The organism is Spongiibacter sp. UBA1325 (genome assembly GCF_002306875.1).
Classification (GTDB): Bacteria; Pseudomonadota; Gammaproteobacteria; order Pseudomonadales; family Spongiibacteraceae; genus Spongiibacter; species Spongiibacter marinus.
On the sequence record NZ_DBTD01000004.1, the window covers coordinates 335004 to 354966 of the forward strand.

The 19963-nt window shown below is 54.6% G+C and carries 20 protein-coding genes; 10 read left to right on the plus strand and 10 right to left on the minus strand.

Annotated elements, in window-relative coordinates; translation table 11 throughout:
• Positions 1–51: 51 nt before the first annotated feature.
• Positions 52–642: a tRNA-uridine aminocarboxypropyltransferase gene (locus B3K78_RS04355; protein ID WP_286694454.1), complete on the minus strand. Its 591-nt coding sequence runs from the start codon at positions 640–642 to the stop codon at positions 52–54.
• Between the two features lie 62 nt (positions 643–704).
• Here B3K78_RS04355 and B3K78_RS04360 point away from each other — a divergent pair, with 62 nt between their 5' ends.
• Both B3K78_RS04360 and B3K78_RS04365 read left to right on the plus strand, forming a co-directional pair.
• Positions 705–1637, plus strand: a complete 933-nt coding sequence (locus B3K78_RS04360) for an oxidoreductase (RefSeq protein ID WP_286694455.1) — start codon at positions 705–707, stop codon at positions 1635–1637.
• Entirely contained in the window at positions 1634–2419 is a 786-nt protein-coding gene (locus B3K78_RS04365) for a DUF1295 domain-containing protein (protein WP_286694456.1), read from the plus strand. Before B3K78_RS04360 ends, B3K78_RS04365 begins: the two co-directional genes overlap by 4 nt.
• A 14-nt stretch (positions 2420–2433) precedes the next feature.
• Here B3K78_RS04365 and B3K78_RS04370 read toward each other — a convergent pair whose 3' ends face one another.
• Positions 2434–4383 carry an acetoacetate--CoA ligase gene (locus B3K78_RS04370; RefSeq protein ID WP_286694457.1) on the minus strand — a complete coding sequence of 650 codons (1950 nt, stop codon included), beginning with the start codon at positions 4381–4383 and terminating at the stop codon, positions 2434–2436.
• Positions 4384–4492: 109 nt separating this feature from the next.
• On the opposite strand from B3K78_RS04370, the gene B3K78_RS04375 reads away from it, so the two are divergent.
• The 3 genes from B3K78_RS04375 (at position 4493) to B3K78_RS04385 (ending at position 6947) form a co-directional block, all read left to right on the plus strand.
• Entirely contained in the window at positions 4493–5374 is an 882-nt protein-coding gene (locus B3K78_RS04375; RefSeq protein WP_286694458.1) for a LysR family transcriptional regulator, read from the plus strand.
• Positions 5375–5502: 128 nt separating this feature from the next.
• Positions 5503–6396 (plus strand): 1-acylglycerol-3-phosphate O-acyltransferase, YihG family, encoded by an 894-nt coding sequence (gene yihG, locus B3K78_RS04380; RefSeq protein WP_286694459.1) that lies wholly within the window; start codon positions 5503–5505, stop codon positions 6394–6396.
• Between the two features lie 56 nt (positions 6397–6452).
• The gene (locus B3K78_RS04385) at positions 6453–6947 is read left to right on the plus strand and encodes a nitroreductase family deazaflavin-dependent oxidoreductase (protein WP_204995226.1); all 495 of its coding nucleotides are present in this window, start codon (positions 6453–6455) and stop codon (positions 6945–6947) included.
• 45 nt (positions 6948–6992) lie between these two features.
• Here the strand turns inward: B3K78_RS04385 and B3K78_RS04390 are convergent, their stop codons facing one another.
• The 3 genes from B3K78_RS04390 to B3K78_RS04400 all read right to left on the minus strand — a co-directional run bounded on the left by B3K78_RS04390 (position 6993) and on the right by B3K78_RS04400 (position 8726).
• On the minus strand, positions 6993–7118 hold the full coding sequence (locus tag B3K78_RS04390) for a hypothetical protein (RefSeq protein WP_275587302.1): 126 nt from the start codon (positions 7116–7118) through the stop codon (positions 6993–6995).
• 131 nt (positions 7119–7249) lie between these two features.
• A complete protein-coding gene (locus B3K78_RS04395; RefSeq protein ID WP_286694460.1) occupies positions 7250–7666 on the minus strand; it encodes a hypothetical protein in 417 nt (138 codons plus the stop codon).
• A gap of 88 nt (positions 7667–7754) precedes the next feature.
• Positions 7755–8726 carry a DMT family transporter gene (locus tag B3K78_RS04400; protein WP_204995228.1) on the minus strand — a complete coding sequence of 324 codons (972 nt, stop codon included), beginning with the start codon at positions 8724–8726 and terminating at the stop codon, positions 7755–7757.
• Positions 8727–9029: 303 nt separating this feature from the next.
• Between B3K78_RS04400 and B3K78_RS04405 the strand changes: the two genes are divergently transcribed.
• The 5 genes from B3K78_RS04405 (at position 9030) to B3K78_RS04425 (ending at position 13780) form a co-directional block, all read left to right on the plus strand.
• On the plus strand, positions 9030–10277 hold the full coding sequence (locus B3K78_RS04405; RefSeq protein ID WP_204995229.1) for an oligosaccharide flippase family protein: 1248 nt from the start codon (positions 9030–9032) through the stop codon (positions 10275–10277).
• Positions 10278–10501: 224 nt separating this feature from the next.
• Positions 10502–11191 carry a sugar transferase gene (locus B3K78_RS04410; RefSeq protein WP_204995230.1) on the plus strand — a complete coding sequence of 230 codons (690 nt, stop codon included), beginning with the start codon at positions 10502–10504 and terminating at the stop codon, positions 11189–11191.
• A gap of 59 nt (positions 11192–11250) precedes the next feature.
• A complete protein-coding gene (locus B3K78_RS04415; protein ID WP_286694461.1) occupies positions 11251–12267 on the plus strand; it encodes a glycosyltransferase family 2 protein in 1017 nt (338 codons plus the stop codon).
• Between the two features lie 12 nt (positions 12268–12279).
• Entirely contained in the window at positions 12280–12993 is a 714-nt protein-coding gene (locus B3K78_RS04420) for a DUF8692 domain-containing protein (protein WP_286694462.1), read from the plus strand.
• Positions 12986–13780, plus strand: coding sequence for a glycosyltransferase family protein (locus B3K78_RS04425; protein WP_286694463.1), 795 nt, complete (start codon positions 12986–12988; stop codon positions 13778–13780). Before B3K78_RS04420 ends, B3K78_RS04425 begins: the two co-directional genes overlap by 8 nt.
• Positions 13781–13819: 39 nt before the next feature.
• On the opposite strand, the gene B3K78_RS04430 is transcribed toward B3K78_RS04425, so the two are convergent.
• From B3K78_RS04430 to B3K78_RS04450, 5 genes are read right to left on the minus strand one after another with little or no spacing between them, the layout of a single operon-like run.
• Positions 13820–14761, minus strand: coding sequence for a glycosyltransferase family 2 protein (locus tag B3K78_RS04430; RefSeq protein ID WP_286694464.1), 942 nt, complete (start codon positions 14759–14761; stop codon positions 13820–13822).
• A gap of 2 nt (positions 14762–14763) precedes the next feature.
• Entirely contained in the window at positions 14764–15855 is a 1092-nt protein-coding gene (locus B3K78_RS04435) for a polysaccharide pyruvyl transferase family protein (RefSeq protein ID WP_286694465.1), read from the minus strand.
• Positions 15856–15870: 15 nt separating this feature from the next.
• Complete coding sequence (locus tag B3K78_RS04440; protein WP_286694466.1) at positions 15871–17178, minus strand: O-antigen ligase family protein; 1308 nt, start codon at positions 17176–17178, stop codon at positions 15871–15873.
• A complete protein-coding gene (locus tag B3K78_RS04445) occupies positions 17118–18524 on the minus strand; it encodes a GumC family protein (RefSeq protein WP_286694467.1) in 1407 nt (468 codons plus the stop codon). Before B3K78_RS04445 ends, B3K78_RS04440 begins: the two co-directional genes overlap by 61 nt.
• Before the next feature lie 21 nt (positions 18525–18545).
• Positions 18546–19823 (minus strand): polysaccharide biosynthesis/export family protein, encoded by a 1278-nt coding sequence (locus B3K78_RS04450; protein WP_286694468.1) that lies wholly within the window; start codon positions 19821–19823, stop codon positions 18546–18548.
• Positions 19824–19963: the final 140 nt, after the last annotated feature.

The following is a 19963-nucleotide window of genomic DNA, read 5'->3' on the forward strand; positions in this document are numbered from 1 at the left end:
CGCTCGCCATACAAGGCGTGCACAGACAAAAATAGGCGGGGTTAGACGAGGTTAGGCGGGATAGTTTTTGCGAAAGGTGGCGGCGCCCATGGCGGCAATTTGGTAATCGATCATTTGATCGAAGGCGGCGAGGATGTCGCTATAGTTGTCGCTGTGGTCAAGCGCATTCAGCGCGGCCACCGCGGCCTCGATGGTTGATAGGCCGTCGCTTCGGGGCGACTTTCGGATACGGTATTGGCTGGGCGCCGAAGGGCTAATAGCGAGGCAGGGCAGCTCTGTGAGCCAGGGGTTCAAGTACAGCAGTCGCCGTACTTTCCGCCAGCTGCCATCGAGCAGCAGTATCTGGGAGAACTGGCGCAGCTGTGCTTGCGCCGCGCTGAGCGGGTTTTCGCCGGGAAAGATTAGTAGGCATTGCTTGCGCCAGTCTGGGCCCAACAAGGCCTCGGGCTGAAAATACTCGCCGACGACTAATCGACTATCTTGTATGGAGCGCTGCAGTAATGGGGCCGAGGAGAGGGCATGCCGTGCCTCTTTCGGGTCTTGTAGAATAATCAGCTCATATGCACAGCTGCGCGTGACAATAACGTCGCACAGGCAGGTTTTCGTTGGGCGGTTGCATGCGTCGCAGTGTGAGCGTGCCAATGGAGTCTCCGGTTAAGATGTCGCGCGTCGTTGAAGCTACCACTATAGAGGAAAAGGAATTCATGGCGCACTGGACCCCGAATGAAATTGCCGACTTGTCGGGCAAAACTGTGCTGATCACTGGCGCGAATAGCGGCATCGGCTTTGAAACGGCGGTGCAGTTGGCGGCGCGCTCAGCACGGGTCGTCGTCAGTTGCCGCAGCCAGGAAAAGGCCAACCAAACGCTGCAGCGCATTCAGCAGCTTGTGCCGGGCGCGCAGCTATCGGCGATAACCATGGAGCTGTCTGACCTGGATTCAGTTGCCCTTGCGGCCGACGCGTTTTTGTCCACACATGGGCAACTCGACTGTTTGGTAAACAATGCAGGGGTGATGGGCCTGCCGCTGCTGCGCAATGCGCGCGGCCACGAAATGGTGTTTGCTGTCAGCCACTTTGGTCATTTTGCACTTACCGCGCAACTGTTGCCGGCACTGCGCGCGGCGACACAGGCGAGGGTGGTCACGGTTTCCAGCCTCGCTGCGCGCAAGGGGCAGTTGCTAATGAATGATCTGCATTGGCAGCACACGCCCTACTCCAAAGTCGCGGCATACGGGCGCGCCAAATTAGCGAATCTGAGTTTTGCACTGGAGTTACAGCGTCGCTTTGACGCCGCGGGCATGGATGCCCTCAGTCTTGCCGCCCACCCGGGCTATGCGGCAACCAACGTCGCCTATGCCAGCGATGCGCCGGCGGGGTTGCGGCGCCGTCTGTGGGAGTGGATTGCGTATTTGGGGAATCGAATCTTGGCGCAGCCAGCAGAGCAGGGGGCCTGGCCAACGCTGTATGCGGCGACCTCGCCAGCGGTGAGCGGTGGTGACTATATCGGCCCAGCCGGCCCCTTTGAATTTCGCGGCCCGCCCACCAAGGTGGCGGCGGTGGCGGCAGCGCAGGATCAGGCGTTGGCAGCGGAGCTGTGGTGCCAGTCTGAAGACTTATGTGGTGTGAGGTTGTTATGACGGTTATACAGTGGCACGACGGCCTGCTAATGGCCTACGCGGCAATGTCGGTGTTGGTATTTGTGGTACTGCAGTTTTTTATTAAGGCATCGTATGGTCGCCACGATACCGAGGATCGCGCTTGGTGGTGGGGGCCGGGAGTACCGACGCGCGTGGCATGGGTGATCATGGAGGCGCCGTCGTCAATCGGCTTTGCGGTGATCTATTTTCTGGGTGACAACGCTTGGCAGCCCGTGCCGCTATTACTGTTTGCGCTGTGGCAGGTGCATTACTTCCAGCGCAGTTTTATCTACCCATTTAAGCGCAGCGTTAAGCCGGGCGATAAAACGCCCTTGTTACTGCCGCTGATCGCGCTGTTCACCAACTTTGGGATTTCGTTTCTCAACGCCAGCATACTGTCCTGGTCGTCGTTGGCGATGGATTACACTGCGGCATGGCTTACTGACCCGCGCTTGATCTTAGGTGTTGCGCTGTTTTTCGTCGGCTATTACGTCAATCGTCGCAGCGATGCCATGTTGGCCGCACTGCGCAAGCCGGGAGAGAGCGGTTACAAAATACCGCGTGGCTGGTTGTATGAGTGGGTGTCGTGTCCCAATTACCTGGGAGAAATCATGGTGTGGTGTGGTTGGGCGCTCGCAACGTGGTCGTCGGCGGGGGCTGTTTTCCTATTGTGGACCTTGGCGAACTTGCTTCCCCGTGCTCTCAGTAATCACCAGTGGTATCGGCAGACCTTCGACAATTACCCGGCACACCGCAAAGCGGTATTTCCGGGTATTTTGTAGAGGGCGACCCCGCGTTACTGGAGTTCTGGCAAATCTTTGAAGAGGGCCAGCGCATCGGGGTTGGCCAGAGCATCGACGTTTTTCACGGTTTTGCCATGAACCACATCGCGCACCGCCAGCTCAACAATCTTACCGCTGATCGTGCGTGGAATTTCTGCCACCGCGATAATTTTTGCCGGTACATGGCGCGGCGTGGTTTCCTGACGAATGGTATTGCGGATGGTATTGCGCAGGGAGTCGTCCAGCGTGCAGCCTTCACGCAGCACCACAAATAGGACAACTCGCACATCACCTTGATATTGTTGCCCGATGCAGATGCTGTCGACAACGTCGGCAACCTTTTCAACTTGGCGGTAAATTTCCGCGGTGCCAATGCGCACGCCGCCGGGGTTGAGCACGGCGTCGGAGCGGCCGTGAATGATCATGCCGCCGTGTTCGGTGATCTCGCCGTAATCTCCGTGGGCCCAGACATTGGGGTAGGTGTCGAAATAGGCCGCGCGGTATTTGGCATTGTCGGGGTCATTCCAAAACCTGATTGGGGCGCTGGGGAAGGGGCGAGTGCAGACCATTTCGCCCTTTTCACCGACTACGGCGTTGCCATCATCGTCCCAAACCTCTACCGCCATACCCAAGCCGAGACACTGAATCTCCCCCTCGTAGACGGGAAGGCAGGGGTTGCCGAGAACAAAGCACGACAGGATGTCCGTGCCGCCGGAAATCGATGACAGGCAAATATCCTGTTTAATGTGCCGGTACACATAGCGAAAGCTCTCGTCGGACAATGGCGAACCGGTTGATAACACGGCTTTTAAGGCGCTGAGTTGATGGCTTTCAGCGGGCTTTACCCCGGCTTTTTGCAGCGCTTCGATGTACTTGGCGCTGGTGCCAAAAATAGAAATGCCTTCCTCGTCGGCCATGTCCATCAGCGATTGCGGCTGTGGGTAAAAGGGAGAGCCGTCGTATAGTACAAGGGTTGCTTCGCAGGCGAGGCCGCTTACCAGCCAGTTCCACATCATCCAGCCACAGGTGGAAAAGTAAAACAGCGTGTCCTCACTGCCCAGATCGGTGTGTAAGCGGTGCTCCTTCACGTGCTGAATGAGGCTGCCGCCGGCGCTGTGGACGATGCACTTCGGTACCCCGGTGGTGCCCGACGAATACATGATGTAAAGCGGGTGGTCGAAGGGCAGCTGCTCGAACTCAATATCGTTCGGCGAATACGCGGCGAGTGTCTCCGCCCACAATGTTGCCCCTTCGGGCAGCGATATTTCCTCGGCGGTGCGGCTGACGGGGACAATGATCAGCGTCTCTATGCTGCTGATCTGCGCCTTGATCTGCGACACGCGCGGTAAGCTGTCGAGGGTTTTTCCGCCGTAGAAATAGCCGTCGCAGGCAAACAGTACTTTGGGTTGGATTTGGCCAAAGCGATCCATCACGCCATTAATGCCAAAGTCCGGGGAACACGATGACCAGACTGCGCCAATACTGGCACTCGCCAGCATGGCGATGACGGTTTCGCTGATATTAGGCATAAAGCCGGCAACGCGGTCGCCGCGACCAACACCGGCATTGCGCAGCGCCTGGGCTAACTGGCTGACTCGTTGGTAGAGGCCGGCGTAGCTGATCGTCTCGCGCCGGCCGTTCTCCAGCCGGGAAATCAGTGCGGTTTTATCACTGCGGTTACGCAGCAAGTTTTCAGCGAAATTCAGGCGAGCATCGGGAAACCATCGCGCACCGGGAAATTGGTTCCCGTCTACCAGAACCTGGTTGCTCGTTTGTGAGGCGCGAATATCGCAAAAGTCCCACACCGATTGCCAAAAAGCCTCGGGGGACTCCACCGACCAGCGGTGCAGGTCGGCGTAGTTGTCGAACTGGCGTTGTTGCTCTCGGTCGAGCTGCTGCAAGAATTGGCTCAATTGGCTGCGCTGAATGCGCGCCGCCGAAGGTTCCCAAAGACAGTTTTTCATTATTCGATGTCTCTATAGCTGGAGCGAGTGATAGGGTAATTGACGTAGACTGCCTTGTTGAGATATTTTTATCAAATTGATAATAATTATTAATTAATAATATTTTCTTATGAATGTAAGTGTAAAGCAGTTGCGCGCCTTCGTCGCTGTGGCCGAGACAGGCAGCTTCGCGCAGGCATGCGAGCAATTGAATATATCGCAACCGGCGCTGAGCATGGCGGTGAAGAACCTCGAGGATGAAGTGGGTGGAAGCCTGTTTCTGCGCTCGACCCGGTCGCTGAGTTTAAGCCCCGAGGGCAGTGCATTTTTGCCAACCGCTCAGCGCCTGCTGCGGGACTGGTCCGATGCCTTTACCGACTTGCAGCGTTTGTATAGCTTACAACAGGGCAAGTTGACCATCGCGGCAATGCCCTCGTTTGCCAGCACACGCCTGCCTGCTGTGTTGACGACCTACCGGCAGAAGTTCCCCAATATTGATATCGCGGTGCGCGATATTGTGATGGAAGAGCTTATTGAAGCGGTACGCGCTGGCCGTGTTGAACTTGGCGTGGCCTTTGAGCCAGACGATAGCGAAGGGCTGGAATTTGAAGCGCTTTTCACCGACCGCTTTGTGGCGGTATTCCCAGAGGCACACCCCTTACTGACGCGCAGTCGTCTGCGGATAAAAGACCTGCTCGGCGATACGGTGATTACCCTGAACAGGGGCTCCAGCACCCGCCGCTGGACCGAAGATGCCTTTGCCAGGGAGTCACTTTCGCCCCCGGCGATCTTTGAGGCGTTCCAGCTCACTACCGTGGGTGCAATGGTGGCCGCTGGTCTGGGGGTGGCGCTAGTACCCGCGTTGTGTGAGGAGCAGATGCATCAATTGGGCGCCTGCTGTAAGCCGATAAGCGGGCGATGCATCGAGCGCAGAGTGGGTATTATCAGGCGCCGACGACAGCAGCTGTCATCGGCGGCAGTGGCAATGCGAGCGTTATTGATGGAGAGCTAGGGGCTTGCCGAGGTCGGTGATGTTAGCAGCGCTACCTTCCCCCGCGGGGATACCCTAAAATACGGCCGCGACCCAGTGACAACTAGGGTGATAGCTGGGGTGACGACAACAATAGAGGGGAAGGACGGATGCTCGGTTTTTTACCGCCTGTGGTAAAGGGATTTCTCGCTGCGTGCCTGTTGGCCATGAATACCATTGTACTGGCGCCGTTTTTGATGGTGGTATCGCTACTGCGTTTTCTTGTGCCGCTAGCAGGCTTTCAACGCCGCTGCACGGCGGCGGCGGTGTGGATTGCCGAATTGTGGATCGCGATCAACTCTCAGTGGATGCGCTTAACCCAGCGCATGCAGTGGGAAGTGGATGGTATTGAGCAACTCGACAAGGAGCAGTGGTATCTGGTGACCTCTAATCATCAGTCCTGGGCCGATATCTTTATTCTTCAGCATTTGCTGAATCGAAAAATTCCAATGCTCAAGTTCTTTCTGAAGCAGGAGCTCATCTGGGTGCCGGTAATAGGCTTGTGCTGGTGGGCGTTGGACTTCCCGTTTATGAAACGCTACAGCAAGGAATACCTGGAAAAGCACCCAGAAAAGCGTGGCCAAGACTTTGAAAGCACCCGCCGCGCCTGTGAGAAGTTTGAGCATTTACCCGTGTCGGTCTTCAATTTCCTGGAAGGTACGCGCTATACCCCTGCCAAACACGACGCGCAGCAGTCGCCTTATAAATGGCTGCTAAAGCCCAAGGCAGGTGGCATCGGTTTTGTTGTGGGAGCAATGGGCTCAAGTGTCAAAACCTTAGTCGATATTACCATTGCTTATCCCGGCCACACACAGCCGTCCTTTGGCGACTTCCTTTGCGGACGGGTGGATAACGTTAAGGTTCGCGTGCAGAAACGAGAGATCCCCTGCGAATTCTTGGGTCGTAGCTACAGCGACGATGAGGACTTCCGCTATGAGTTCCAGCAATGGGTTAGCGCACTGTGGAAGGAAAAAGACCAATTGATGGAAGAGCTGCACCGATGACTCTCTGAGGTGAAAAGACCCATGGCCAATAACAATAAAATAGGGGCAGGCAGAATATGAAATTCGACTATGTAAAAACACGGCGCGAGGATGTGGCCAGTATTCCAGAGAGCTGGTCCGGCGCAATAAAGACCGTTATGCGTCACTACACCCGTTTCAATGTCTGGGTGTATAAGAAAAGTGGCGGGAGGTTGATGAAAAACTTTCCCGGCGGTTATCCCATTTGTCTCGTTGGTATGACGGGCAAAAAAACGGGTAAAGCCAGAGAGATCGCACTGATCCATCTGCCGCTGGGTGACAAGAAGCTACTGGTCGCCTCCCAAGGAGGCATGGCATCGCACCCTTTGTGGTATCACAATATCAAGGCGAACCCTGCGATTACGATTCAAGTTGGGCGCGAGCGACTCGCCTACACGGCGCGAGAAGTGGACGCTGATACCAAGCGGGAACTCTGGCCTCACTTAGTTAGCTTATATCCCGATTTCGATGAATACCAGGCGCGCACTGACCGAGATATCCCCGTGTTTTGTTGCGAGCCGACAGCGCCATAAACGGCGCAATGGTAGGGGCTGCTTTACGCCCCTGATCTGTTGTTGCTAAGCCGCCTTCTTCAGCTTTTTCTTGAGTTTGGCGAGTTTGCCTTCGTGCTTGGCGATTTTCGATTTACGCTGCTTGATGGCTTTTTTCAGGCTGGTGATTTTCTTTTTCGCTTTCTTCGACATGATGTCTTCCTCTGCATAAATGTCACTGGGTATGGTGGGAAAAACGGCGTGCCCACCGATGCTAACGAGTAACAGTATAGTCGAGTATATTCAGGCTACTGGTGTGTGCGCACGATTCGATGCGCAGGGTTTTAGTGGGGCAGTTTAACGCCGTGGCTAAGCAGCCACTCCTCGTCAAGCTTCCAGATAACGCGGCTGATGCCCTCCTGAGCCATAACCTGCTCTCTGGCGTAGGCTTGCAGGTCGGCCAAGGTTTGCTGAGCCTCAAAAAAACGCTCTTCGCTGACAGAGACGTTCTGCAAAGAAGGGTCAATAACCTTAATGATGACGGGCACTGGCACATCTGCTGAGCGAGGTGAAGTCATTACCGCGACGCCATTTTTTACCGCTAAAACGCGAAAGCGGTAGTGGTAGCTATTGAGTTTGGCGTCTTGCTTCAACACCGCATTCAATGCGCGAACCTCTGAGGGCTCGTAAAAGATATTTACCATTACGGTGAGGGCGAGCGCGGCGATAAAAAACGCGTAAATCTTCATGCCTCGTGACATAGACAATCTCTTCAGCGGCAAGTGAGTAAACGCGCACTTTAGCGCATTTTCGCCGGAAGTATCTTGATGCGGCTCAACACAGAGTGGGTTAAGGGCTTCGGCGTTTGCGAAAAACAGATTTCAGTAAACCTTGGAGTGCTCGCCAGCGAGTAATCATCAGCGCGAGGAATATCATCAGGCAGCCTAGCAATTGCGTTGCACTAAGGCGCTCCATAAACCATGCCGCCGCGATCAGCGCCGTCCACACAGGCTCAAGCACCATGATAATAACGCCGTTGCTATACGGCGACAGGCTCTGTGCGTAGGTTTGCAGGTAAAAGCGCAGCGCCGTGCCAACGGTTGCGGAGAGCGTGACCCATAACCAGACCATCGGTTGCCCGGCCAATACGCTGATGTGCCAGGTCTCGAGTAGTGTTGAGAGTAGTCCGGTAACCGCCGCGACGGTGGTCAATACCAAGGTCGTTAGTGCCAATACCGGCACCTTTGGAACGTGTTGAGCGTGTCCGTGTTTATCGGCGCGTGACATCGGATTGGCCGCGCGCGTGTTCAAATTGAAATACAGCGCAAATAGCGCCGCGGCGCAGAGTAATAGCAGTTGCGATAACTCTAGCCGCAATTGCTGATTCAGAGAAAGGAGGGCGAGCCCAACACAGGCAACTGGCAGCGCGACCCAGGTGCTGCGCGGAACCGACTCCTTGAATAACAGCGCCGCAATGACCGGCACTAGAATGACGCCCAAACTGACGATGAACGCCGCTTCACCGACGTGGTTGGAGGCCGCGAGCCCTTCGACCCATAGGCTCATGGCTATGCCAAAGACCACCCCGACCTTCACGCAGCGAATAAAGTGCGCGCGGCTGAGAACCCGCAACTCCGCTCTTGCCACCATCGCCAGAATGACGGCGGCGATAAGGAAGCGTGCCGACATGAACAGCAGCGGCGGCATGATGGCGACGGCTTCCTTGGAGAAGATCCAGCTGATGGCTGCCAACAGCGTAACGATGATGAAAATGGCATCTGCGGGTAGCTTGTTGGATGCATTGGCCGTATTTTCAATCATTGGAACGTCCTAATAGAGGTTTGCTCGGGTGGATAGCACGCTGTTAGCAGGCGCTCATCGCTGCTTAGACGAAATGGCCTTTCACGCTTTGCGTCGATACGACCCTGTTCGCGTTGTAGGTTGCTTCGCAAAATGCGAATCAAGCCAGATTTATCCGCGCTTGGCTAGCATTTTGCCGGACGTTTCGGGTTCAACGCCCGTGGTAATGGCCTTTAGCGCCAATTTTCAATCAGGAAAAGGTTGGCCTGGCTTTTGCTGAGTAAACGGACCAGTCATTTATTAGTGGTGTTTCAGGGCAAGGGCATGAAATCAGCAAGCAGTTTTCGGCGTAATCTCAGTTGGCTGGCAACCGGCGAACTGATGGTTCGCGTGTCGCGATTGATCACGACACTCATCCTGGCTCGCTGTTTGAGTTTGCAGGACTACGGACTCGCGGCGCTCGCGCTAGCGACCGCGGAGATTGTGAGAATTCTTGCTGCCAATGGCATTGGCAATCTAATCGTCAAAGCCGAGGAGCACAAACTGGGGCGGGTTTCGCAGACGGTGTTTTGGCTTAACCTGTCTATCGGCATTGTGATGTTTGCGCTGCAGTTTTTCCTCGCCCCCCTTATCGCCGACCTTTACCAATCTCCCGTTTTGGCCTCGCTGTTACAGGCGCTGGCTTTTAGTCACTTAATTTACCCCTTTGCGATGGTTCAATTTAACCTCTTGCAGCGTGATAGCCGGATGAAGGAAGCGGGTCTGATTATGGGGGCCACGGTGACAATGGATAACTTGATCAGTGCCGCACTGGCGCTGAGCGGATTCGGTGTCTGGTCGGTCATTTGGCCGAAGTTATTCGCCGCTGTGGTGTGGGTAGTGGTGATTAATCGGCGCATCCGCTGGGTGCCGAAGCTGCAATTTTCATTGCAGGAACTGGTGACCGCGCGACGCTATTCCGGAGGGGTATTGCTCGCAGAGTGCTTAAAAAACGGCCGCGGTCAATTTGACTTATTTATCCTCGGCCGCCTGTTACCAGCTGACCTGTTTGGGCTTTATGCCTTTGCGCGCAATGCCGGTCTGGGAATAAGTCTGTCGCTGACAAACAGCTTTAATACTGCCTTGCTGCCGAAACTGTGTGATACCCGTCGCGAGGGTGGTGCACTGGAACTGAGTTATTACTCAAGTTTAAAAACGGCGATGCGACTCATCGCGCCAGTGATTCTTTGCCAGGCACTATTGGCGCCGTTATACGTGCCGTTACTGTTCGGCGAGAAATGGGCGCCAGCCAGTGTGCTTGTTGCGCTTTTGTGTCTGTCGGCGGTTCCGCGAATGGTGTTTGAGTCTGCCAGTATGTATTTTCGTGCGGCTGACAACTTACGCGGTGAAAATCACATTGCCGTGGCCTTCACCGCGCTGTTTTGTGCGGTGATCGCGGCGTCGAGTTTTCTGGGAGCGCAAGCCGTCGCCCTGGCAATGATTATTTGCTATCTCGGCGGCGCGTGGGCGGTACTCGTGATGATACACCGCGCACCTCGCGGTGTTATTCGCGCGCCCTTATCTGCCGCATAGCGCCACTGCGCTCGGCGTGCTCACCCCGTCTTTTATTTTCCCCTGATGATCGTCGCTTTAGTCGGCAAGCTGCCTTGCAAAATGCGAATAGCTTTGCAGTAGCGGTAAAGCTATTTAGCGATAATTTTTAAAAAATATAATAAAAACATAAAGTTAATTTATTTTTTTGTTTGGCATAGCGGTTGCAATTTCCCTGGAAAGCGAACACCAACGGGGTAATTGATATGCAAGCAATAAAGAATCAGGTCTCCAGTGCCTACCTAATTTTTATTTCCAGCCTGTTCATGCCCGCCGGGTTATCTCTGCGGAAATTTCTACGCAGTGGTTATAAGCGTAGCTACGACATTGTATTAAGTGGCGGATTGCTATTGCTGCTGTCACCGCTACTCGTCGTTACAGCGGCGGCCATTCTTTTTGAAAGCCGCGGCCCAATTTTCTTCCGTCAGCAGCGTGTCGGAAAGAATGGCGAGCAGTTTTCAATTTATAAGTTTCGGTCGATGTGTACTGACAGAGCACTGCATAGACAAGTGGAGTCAATGTCAGGTGACCGGGATGGTATCTGCAAGAAATTCGTAAACGATCCTCGCGTGACACGGGTAGGGCAGTTTATTCGCAAATACTCAATCGATGAGTTACCGCAGCTGATTAATGTACTGCGCGGCGAAATGTCGATGATCGGTCCGCGCCCGGCACTGCCTGCAGAAGTGGCTCAATACAGCGAGTATCAGCGCGGACGTTTGAAGGCATTACCTGGAATTTCAGGCCTATGGCAGGTGTCTGGCCGAGCGGATTTGAATTTTGATCAGCAGGTGGAGCTGGATCTGCAGTATATCCGCCAACAAAGCCTAGCCACTGATTTGCGAATAGCGTTGAAAACGGTACCCGCAGTGTTGTCGGGAAGCGGAGCGTATTGAAGAGCGGGCCGTCGGGTATCTGCCCGGCACTGCCAGTAATAGTGAATGAGGAACCAGCGATGAAAAATAATCACTCAGCACACCGCGATCAGCCCTTAGTGAGCGTTGTTATCCCAATGTATAACGCGGCGGCCTATCTTCGCGAATGTATTGACTCTGTTATTGCGCAGAGCTATCCACACCTGGAGATAATTGCGGTGGATGACGGGTCTCCGGACAACGGTGCCGACATCGTGCGGGGCTACCAGGACTCGCGCATTGTGGTTATTCAGCAAGAAAACAGGGGCTTGGCCGGTGCGCGCAATACCGGTATTCGCCACGCGCACGGCGAATTTATTGCCCTGCTAGACGCTGACGACAGCTGGCATTCGACGAAAATTGCCAGGCATGTAGATCATCTCCTGTCCAACCCTGACATCGGTGTTAGCTACAGTGCATCGCGGTTTATGAACGAAGCCAGTGTCGATATGGGGATCGGCCAATACCCGAAAACAACGGGCGTCACGGCAGTCGATGTATTTTGTCGAAACCCGGTGGGCAATGGCTCTGCGCCCGTCTTCCGCGCAGGCGTATTTAAGGACATCGCCTTCACGAACGCCGCTGTCGGCCATCGCGACCAGCAATTCTTCGATGAATCCTTTAGACAGTCCGAGGATGTGGAGTGCTGGTTACGGATTGCGCTCTCGACGTCGTGGCGATTCGAGGGGCTGGCGCAGGCCTTAACGAACTACCGAGTAAACGGAGGCGGCTTATCGGCGAACTGGGTCAAGCAATTGGCCGCCTGGGAGCGCAATGTCGACAAAAATCGCGCGCTGTCGCCATCATTTTTTAACGACCACGAAGGCTTGGCGCGAGCTTACCAGTACCGCTACCTTTGCCGGCGTGCCATTCAATCTCGAGATGCGAAGAATGCGGCGCTGTTATTGGTGAAATCACTGCGTAGTGACTGGACGATCTCGCTTAGGGATCCTGTAAAAACGGTTCTAACGGCCGGGTGCGCATCGCTGTTGCTGATTCTTCCCACTCGCGGATACGACACCGTTGAGCGACTGATTATGTCGTCAATGCCGTCATAGGTGCGCCGACAAATGGAGTCCTTAACAAAGCTTGTTGTTAGGCGCGCCCCGCATTATCGGCGGTGGCTCGCCTTGCCCTCCTTGTGGCCACTGACATTGAGCCTGGCGATTTTATTCTCGGTACTAATGCTGTCGAATACCCTGGGCGTGTCGCCAGAGGCGCTCATAGATGGCCGCACCGGCAGCAGAGGCCAGGCGGATTGGTATGATGGTTTGCTGGCGAAACTCAGTACCATAGTCTTGGGTATGAGTGCCGCCATATTGCTATTTGCGGTGTATCTGCGGCGGCAGGATGAGCGCTTCCATTGTCGCAGCAGCGCCAGCTTTTGGTTTGCAAGTTATACCCTGTTATTGCTTTTGCATGATTTATTCTCTGCGCCGATGACAACCGGCAGTATTCTGGTTGATGTTATCCGAGCCTGTTTCCAAGCGGCATTAGGTTTGTTAGCGCTTGTTCTACTTTGGCTGTTTCGCGGGGTTGTCGGCCGGTCGCGACGCTATGCACTGACTGCGGCGATGTGCTGGGGTATTTCCGTTAGCGTTGATGTACTGATCGACAGTGGCATCAGCAATGGTGTTGCGCTTTTGCAGCTAGAGGAGGGAGCGAAACTGCTGGGTATTTTTTTCTGGGGTCAGTTCTGCGTAGAACTTTCCAGCCGCAGTATTCGCGAGCCGGCACATATTGGCCGTCGTACTCCACCGCCTCTGGGTGACCACTATGAATAAACCACGCTTGATCTTCACGTTGGCCCTTAACGGTTATCACTTACGCTATCGGCAGTGCATTGCTGCTCAGCGGCAATACGCCGAGCGTGTCGGCGCCGAGTACCTAGCCGTTACCAAGCCAAGTGTGCACTCGCTGTGCAATGAGGTGGCCTGGCTAAAGTTGTACTTGATTCGAGACGCCTTGCAATGCGGCTACGCCGAGGTCATGTTTATAGACGCCGATGCGCAGCCGCGTGCAGACGCCCCTGACTTTAGCGAGGCTATGTCCGTCGGAAGATCGATATTTGCGGCCAACGGGTATTCGGGGCGTATTAATTCTGGGGTGTTGATATTTCGCGCTGGGCCCGAATCACTGGCGTTTTTAAACCGTGTTATCGCCGCAATGACAATGACACTGCCGCAAGAGGATGAAGTGGGCTGGGGCGAAAACGGGCACATTATTCATTTCCTGAAAACGGAGAGCCGCTTTCAGCGTATCTCGTCGCGCTGGAATAATAATTATTGCCCGCAGATGAATGACTATATTCGCCACTACAGCGCTGGCCCGCTGCGCGACATGTTCAAGCCGCGATTAGGCGAAGTCATTGGCTTTTATGGCTATCGTATAATCATGCGATTGTTACGCAGTATCGCAAAGGCTGAATCGGGCGGCTCTCCCTCACAGCAGCTGGAAGCGTTGTGCAAAGCTGTCCGCACAAACCTTCCCCGCAATAGTGCGCTGTCGACAGCCACTCCCCGGATTACGCCGCACATTTATTGCGAAAATAGTTTGCCCCACAAAAAGTAACGCCGTGGCTAAATACCGCCCGCCAATGGGCGGTGCAGGCTAGCGCTTCAGTAGCAAGGCAAGTTCCCATTTCAATTTCCGTTTTGGTAGTAGCCAGCAACGTTTGTCACGTAGTAAGGCCCGCGCTTTATCATATTCGCCGGCCTGTATGTTTAGCTGCGCGATGTGAAGAATATGGTTAGCGGTCAGCCTTAACATTGCCTTGCTTCGCGGATCGTTGCTTGCCTCGGCTGTGGCTCGCAGGCGCAGGCTGAATGGGCACTCCTGATCGGGGGGATTACTAATACACGCACGATTGTCGGCATCTTGTCGGTAGAGTGCTTTGTATGACCGGGAAAAGGCCATTGGGTATTTATAGGCGATTCTCACCCAAAGGTCCTGATCTTCTCCCATTGGCTCATGCAAAGGAAATGCACCAATCTCCTCGAATACGGATTTTGGAATGCAGCAGCTCGACGGGGTAATGGGTAGTTCGCCCCGACTGGCGACCTCGAAAAAATCATAGCTGAACTGGCTGTGATTTTTTGTGCTCGCTGGAAAGCGCGGGTGGATGGGACGCTCTGTTCCGCTGTTTTCGTAATAGTGGGAGTAGGCCGTTGAGTAGGCGCCGCATTCGGGAAATAGGTGAATAAGCGCCTCGATTTCTTGTATTAACCCGGGTTTCCATAGGTCATCGGCGTCCAGAAACAACAGGTAGTCGGCGGTTGCTGCACTGATGGCAGTATTTCGAGCGGCGGAAACACCCGCGTTCTCTTGTTCGATAAGGCGAATACGCGAGTCAGATGTCGCCATGCTGCGAACTATCTCCGGGCCGTCGTCGCTGGAGCCGTCATCGACAACAATAATTTCCAAGTCGTCGTAGTTCTGCGCCTGTATGGAACGCAGCGCATCGCCAATGTGTGCAGCCTTGTTGTACAGGGGAATAAGAACGGAAAACCGAGGTTGTTTGTCTGCGCTGCGGTCAACATTTGAGGTCGTCATGGCTAGTGAGTCCAGTTGGTGAGGGCCATTTTTTCCGCGTCGGCAAGGGGCAAGCGGGGCGGGACATAGCCGCCCCGATGTATCGTCGCTATTGCGGTGCTTAGCGAGTCTTTGTCGACATGCCGGCTATCAATGGAAAAGTCAGTCGATTGCTGAATATCGCGGCACCAATTTTCGCATTTACGGTGATAGTTCAGGGAAATACATGGGGTATTGCTGAGGTAGGCAAAGACAGCCGCATGGAGTCGCATCGCCACGATCATTGATAGCTTGCTGATTTCCCTAACGGCCTCATAGGGGTTTGGGTTGTAGGGAATAATCTTGCAGGGCGTCTCGCCGAGCCGCGCGCATAAATCACGGTGTACTTGTTGATCTCCTAATGTGGGGTGCCCATTGAAGTCGATCAGGCGTATCTCCGCGCCGGTTTCGCGATGATGTTGAATCAGGGCGTCGGCGAGTATCTGGTTGCGCACATGTTCAGCGTTCTCATCGCCGGTGAGCCGTTCGACGGGACAAAGTGCAACGCCGATAGCGTTGTCGCGCTCGGGCATTAGCGCGTGCTGGAACGCGGGCTGGCTGATCATACTAGGGGCCAGGTCGAAGGTCAGTGCGGTATTGGCGTTGGGAGCGATACTGCGGGCGATATCGAGACTGGTTTTGTCTCTCAGCCCGGTAAAGGTGCAGGCATTTAGGAATGTTGCGCAGGCTTTTTCTGCCGCTACGTCATTGAATGGGCCCAGGCCGACGCCTGCTGCACAATGCTGGTTGCTGGTAGCGAGTTTTAAATAGTGGGTTTTTTGCGCAATATCTTTTGCGGTATGGAAGACAGATCCGCCGCCGATGATAATGTGCTCGCTGCGCGCCGCGGCCCAATACTTGAGCAGTCGATCCTGGCCTTTGAAACGCTGCTTTTTTGCCTGCACGGCGCTTAGCTGCAGTTGCTGCAAGGCTTCACTGCCGCTGGCGCCAGTGGCGGCAATATGCCGGCTGTGATATCGGCGGCGCGCGCCCTCAGCAGCGGCGGCCATGAGCATATCATCGCCGGTATTTTGCATGCCGTAATAGCCGATAAGCAGGGTGTCGAAGGCAGCCATTTTCTTGGTTCCTAATCAGTGATGCGTTGCTGAAGAACGCTGGCGGAGAATACTTTGTGCAATGGTGTCATTGCGAAAGGCGATGCCGATTAACACCAGCGCCGGCCAAAACAGATACGCAAGAATTTCCAGGTTTTCACCAAAGCTGAACATAATGAGTATTAGCATACAGGCTAAACCTGCGCGAGATACGCAGCATCGCTGGGCCTGCATGAGTAACAGTAATAGGGTGACAAGCATGGGAATCAGCAACGCCAGAAAGCCAACGGCGCCCTTAACGAATAGTAGACCGTACCAGCTGTGGTGGGAGCCAATAGGCATATATTCCACCAGGTGAGGCCCTCTCTCTACAACGCCGTGTCCCCAAACAGGCGCTTCATCTCGCCAGCGCTGTATTGCAATTCTTGCCAGCGCCGAGCGGACTCGGCTCGAACCTGCGCGGGCAGCTTTGAATTCCGCAATAGAGCTTTCAGCGAAGGCCATGAGTTGGGTGGCTACAACGGCCACTGCTGATATGCCCACACCGCCAGTTAGCCACAGTGCCGGTGAGTTGAGGCGGGAAATGAAAAAGACCGCTGGCGATACGAAAAGCATTGCAACCAGTCCGGCGCGAGACTGGCACATAAGCACCATCGCGACACTGCCGATAATGCCGATCCAACGCCAGCGGATATTTTTTTCCTGCAGTGCAAAGACTAAGTAGAAATTGGCGAGTAGGCCGGCAGCTGGTGCCCAGGGGGTGAAAAAGCGCCAGCGGGGGCCGAGGGATTCGGGGTTAATGCCATAGAGCTGGAACTCGAAGAACTCCGGGCCGGGGCCGCCAATTACTTTGAGTGGCGAGATATAAATAGTACCGGGAATGGGGGTATACGCGGCGATAACAAATAGCGGAATTAACAACAGCGTATGCAGGCAAATAACGCAGCAGGCGCGATAAACCAGCTCTGCACGGATAGGTAAGGTGGCGCCAATTAGTATGAAAATAGCCAGCAGTGCCCAGCCCTTTGCCCAGCCGATCGTGGACTTGATCATCGCGGGCAGGCCGAGATAGAAATCCAAATGCCCCATAATCAAGGCCACTTCCATCACCAGCATGGCGACCACCCACAGTATAACCACGGGGTGCGGTTCAACTTGAATCGACCTGGCGCGCATCGGCGCAGGTAGCCACAGGTTGTAGGCCCAGTAGCCGAGCAGAATCCAACCGAGCACCGGCGCAATAATGTATACCGCGCCGAGGGCGTAAAAGGGATAGGTAAGAATTAGAGCGTACCAAATCCACTTTTCGATAATATTTTCTGGAGCAATTGCTTGCGTTTCCACAGAAGAAATAATCCGAATAAAGCCATGCCGCTACCCAGCACACCGCCAATAATGGCCAGTAATTTATTGGGTGACGCCGGTTGGCTGGGAAGAGAAGGGGCTGCAAGTACCTGAATTAGCGGGTAGGACGCAAAGATATCGGTTTTGCTGGTATCGATCTGCGTGATCGCCGAGGTATAAACCGCTTCGGCTATTTGATAGTCGCGCTCGAGGTTCTCAAGGATCGCTGCTTCTTCAGCGTAGCGTTTTAAGTTCAGACCATGCTTAGTGATAGCACTTGAGAGCTGTTGAATTTTGCCAATGAGGCCTTCAATTTTGGCGAATGACACCAGCAAATCTTGAAAGAGAGCGCTCTGTTTGCCGGCATCATTCATGCTGATCAGCTTGATGGTGCCCATGTCGTTGTGGCCAACCAATTCTAAGCTGCGCTGTTGCAGGGCTTTGAGCGTGTTGTCTTGTCTCGCGCTTTCTTTTACCACCTGAGGGTGAGCCTGTCCCCACTTTGAGCGATACACCGCCAGCGTTGTTGTCGCGTTTTGATAATTTTCTAAATGCTCCCGAAACTGTTGGTCGGCATTCAGGATAAACGCGCTCGCTGCCAGCTGCGGAGTAATGCCTAAGTTGCGAGAAAGTTGGTCGACGTAATTGCTGACTCGGTCGCGCTCGGCCTCGGCTCGTACTTGCTCCTCTTTCAAACGCTCTAGGCGCAGGCTGAGCTCTTCATACTGACGGCCAGACACATATTCAGAGCTTTGCTTGTGCAATACTAAGGCGCGTTGCGCGGCTTCCAATCGCTCTTTATAGCTTTTTAGCGCTTGCGCAATACCTGCCTCGCGGCGGTCGAGCTCATCAGCGCGGAGGATTTCTATTCGGGTGTTAAACGCCGAAATTAGCGCCTGTGCCTGGTCCTGTGCGAGGCGGGGAGAGCCCGCTTTGGTTGCCACTTGGATAATGGTGGTCTCGTCTACGAGCTTTACCACAGGCTTGTGAAAATCCGCGTAGTCGATATTCAGGGCTTTCGCCGCGCCACCAATCACGCTGGTGCTCAGCAGGATTTCCTTGTAATTCACTCTCGGGTTAACACCCCTGGTGCCAAACGGTGAGCTACTACTGCTGCTGGCCTCACCGATGCTTTCCAAATTAACTTTGGTGGATACTGCCTTGCCCGGCAGCATAAACGCGAATTTACTGACGTACTGGGGCGCCGAGGCAATGTAGAGAAATACCATTCCCCAAATCATTGCAAAGGAGATCACCCCCACCACGATGTATCGCGTCCAGCGCGGTTTGTCAGCGGGCGCCTTGTAGAGTTGCAGCTCTTGATTTGGCTGTATCGTCGGTGTCATGTCACTTCCCAGCCGCGCAGATCAAAAGAGTGAAAAGGGAGTGGCGACGTCGACAATCGCTCTGGCGATATCACGCCAATTCCCTATTGTAGAGTCATAGCAGCTAACGGTGTCGTTGGGTAGTAAATAGGGATTGATATCGTCGGAATCTGGATTGCGCAGCAGTTCTTCGACATTGCGTTTCATAATTTCGCTCTCGCCACTGATGGGGTTAGTGCCCACCAACACGACGTAGCGTGAGGCATTGGTGAATTGCGTGCCGCCACTGCAGTTGCCCGATACCACTGCCTGGTGTAACCGCGTGCCGTAGGGCATGCTGCTGCTGTACTTGCCCACTGCCGCAGAGGCGTTGTTGCTTGCTGGGTTGGTCAAATTTGAAATGAACACCCGAATGCCCTTTGGCGTGATTTGACTCGGGCGAATCAGCTCGGCTTGCATGCAGCCTGCTGAGGGAACGATCACTTGATCGCCTGCAATCAATGGCACGTCGTAGGTGTGCTGGCCCGAAAATATCCCTGCGAGATTGATTTCTTGCTGCCAGCCGTCGCGAATCAGCAGAACTTTGTCTACACGCGCGTCAGGGCGTGCACCCGCTGCTGCGCGTATGGCTTCACTGAGGTAGCGTTTGGTGGGGTAGTCGCCGCTGATGCGAATTTTACTGTCGTCGGTCTGCGCGGGAATCAGGTCGTTGATGAGTACGCGGCCAGGCTCAAATACCGCGCCTGACACCGAAACCATAATGGGGGCCCACTGAAGCGGGCGCACACTGATGTGAAGGGTGTGGGCGAGAAACATTTGTTGGGCAACCAGCATGATGCGCAGGCGGTTCTCCACTTCTTCGGTGTCCAGTCCAACCACCTGCACCGGGGCGAGGTAGGGAAGCTCAATATTGCCATCGTGGTTAACCAAGTACTCGCCGCTGAACTCCTCCCCTTCATGGATGCGAATTTCGATCCTGTCGCCCGGTGACAGTGGCAGCAAGCGCCGGCCTTGGCTGTTTAACGATCGCGGGGTACCGGGATTTCGCCACTGCTGCGCTAAGGGTTCATCGACACGATAGTCCGCACTGTTCGGCGCCATGCCGCTGCCATCGGTCGAGCAGGTATTCACCGCCATGCGACTGCTAAACTCGTGGCGTTGTTCCACCTCTGGCTTATCGCGCTCAGGCAGGCTTGTCGAAATATCCGGCATCGACGCACAGGCCGCCAGTGTTAATGCGACACTGGCGAGGACGGCGCGGCGGCAGCGTCGCGGCGTGAAAAGGCGGTGTGCAGATAGGGTCCATTTGGCAATGTTCATAGCGCTTTCCTGCTGCTGATTAGGTTGATCTCACTGCTATTGTGAGACGGCATATCTTGAATATTGCAGGGGGCGTGCCAGCTGGCGTGAATAAAAATATGCTTTAAAAACAGTAGGATAGTGTTTTTTTGTCGAGGGCG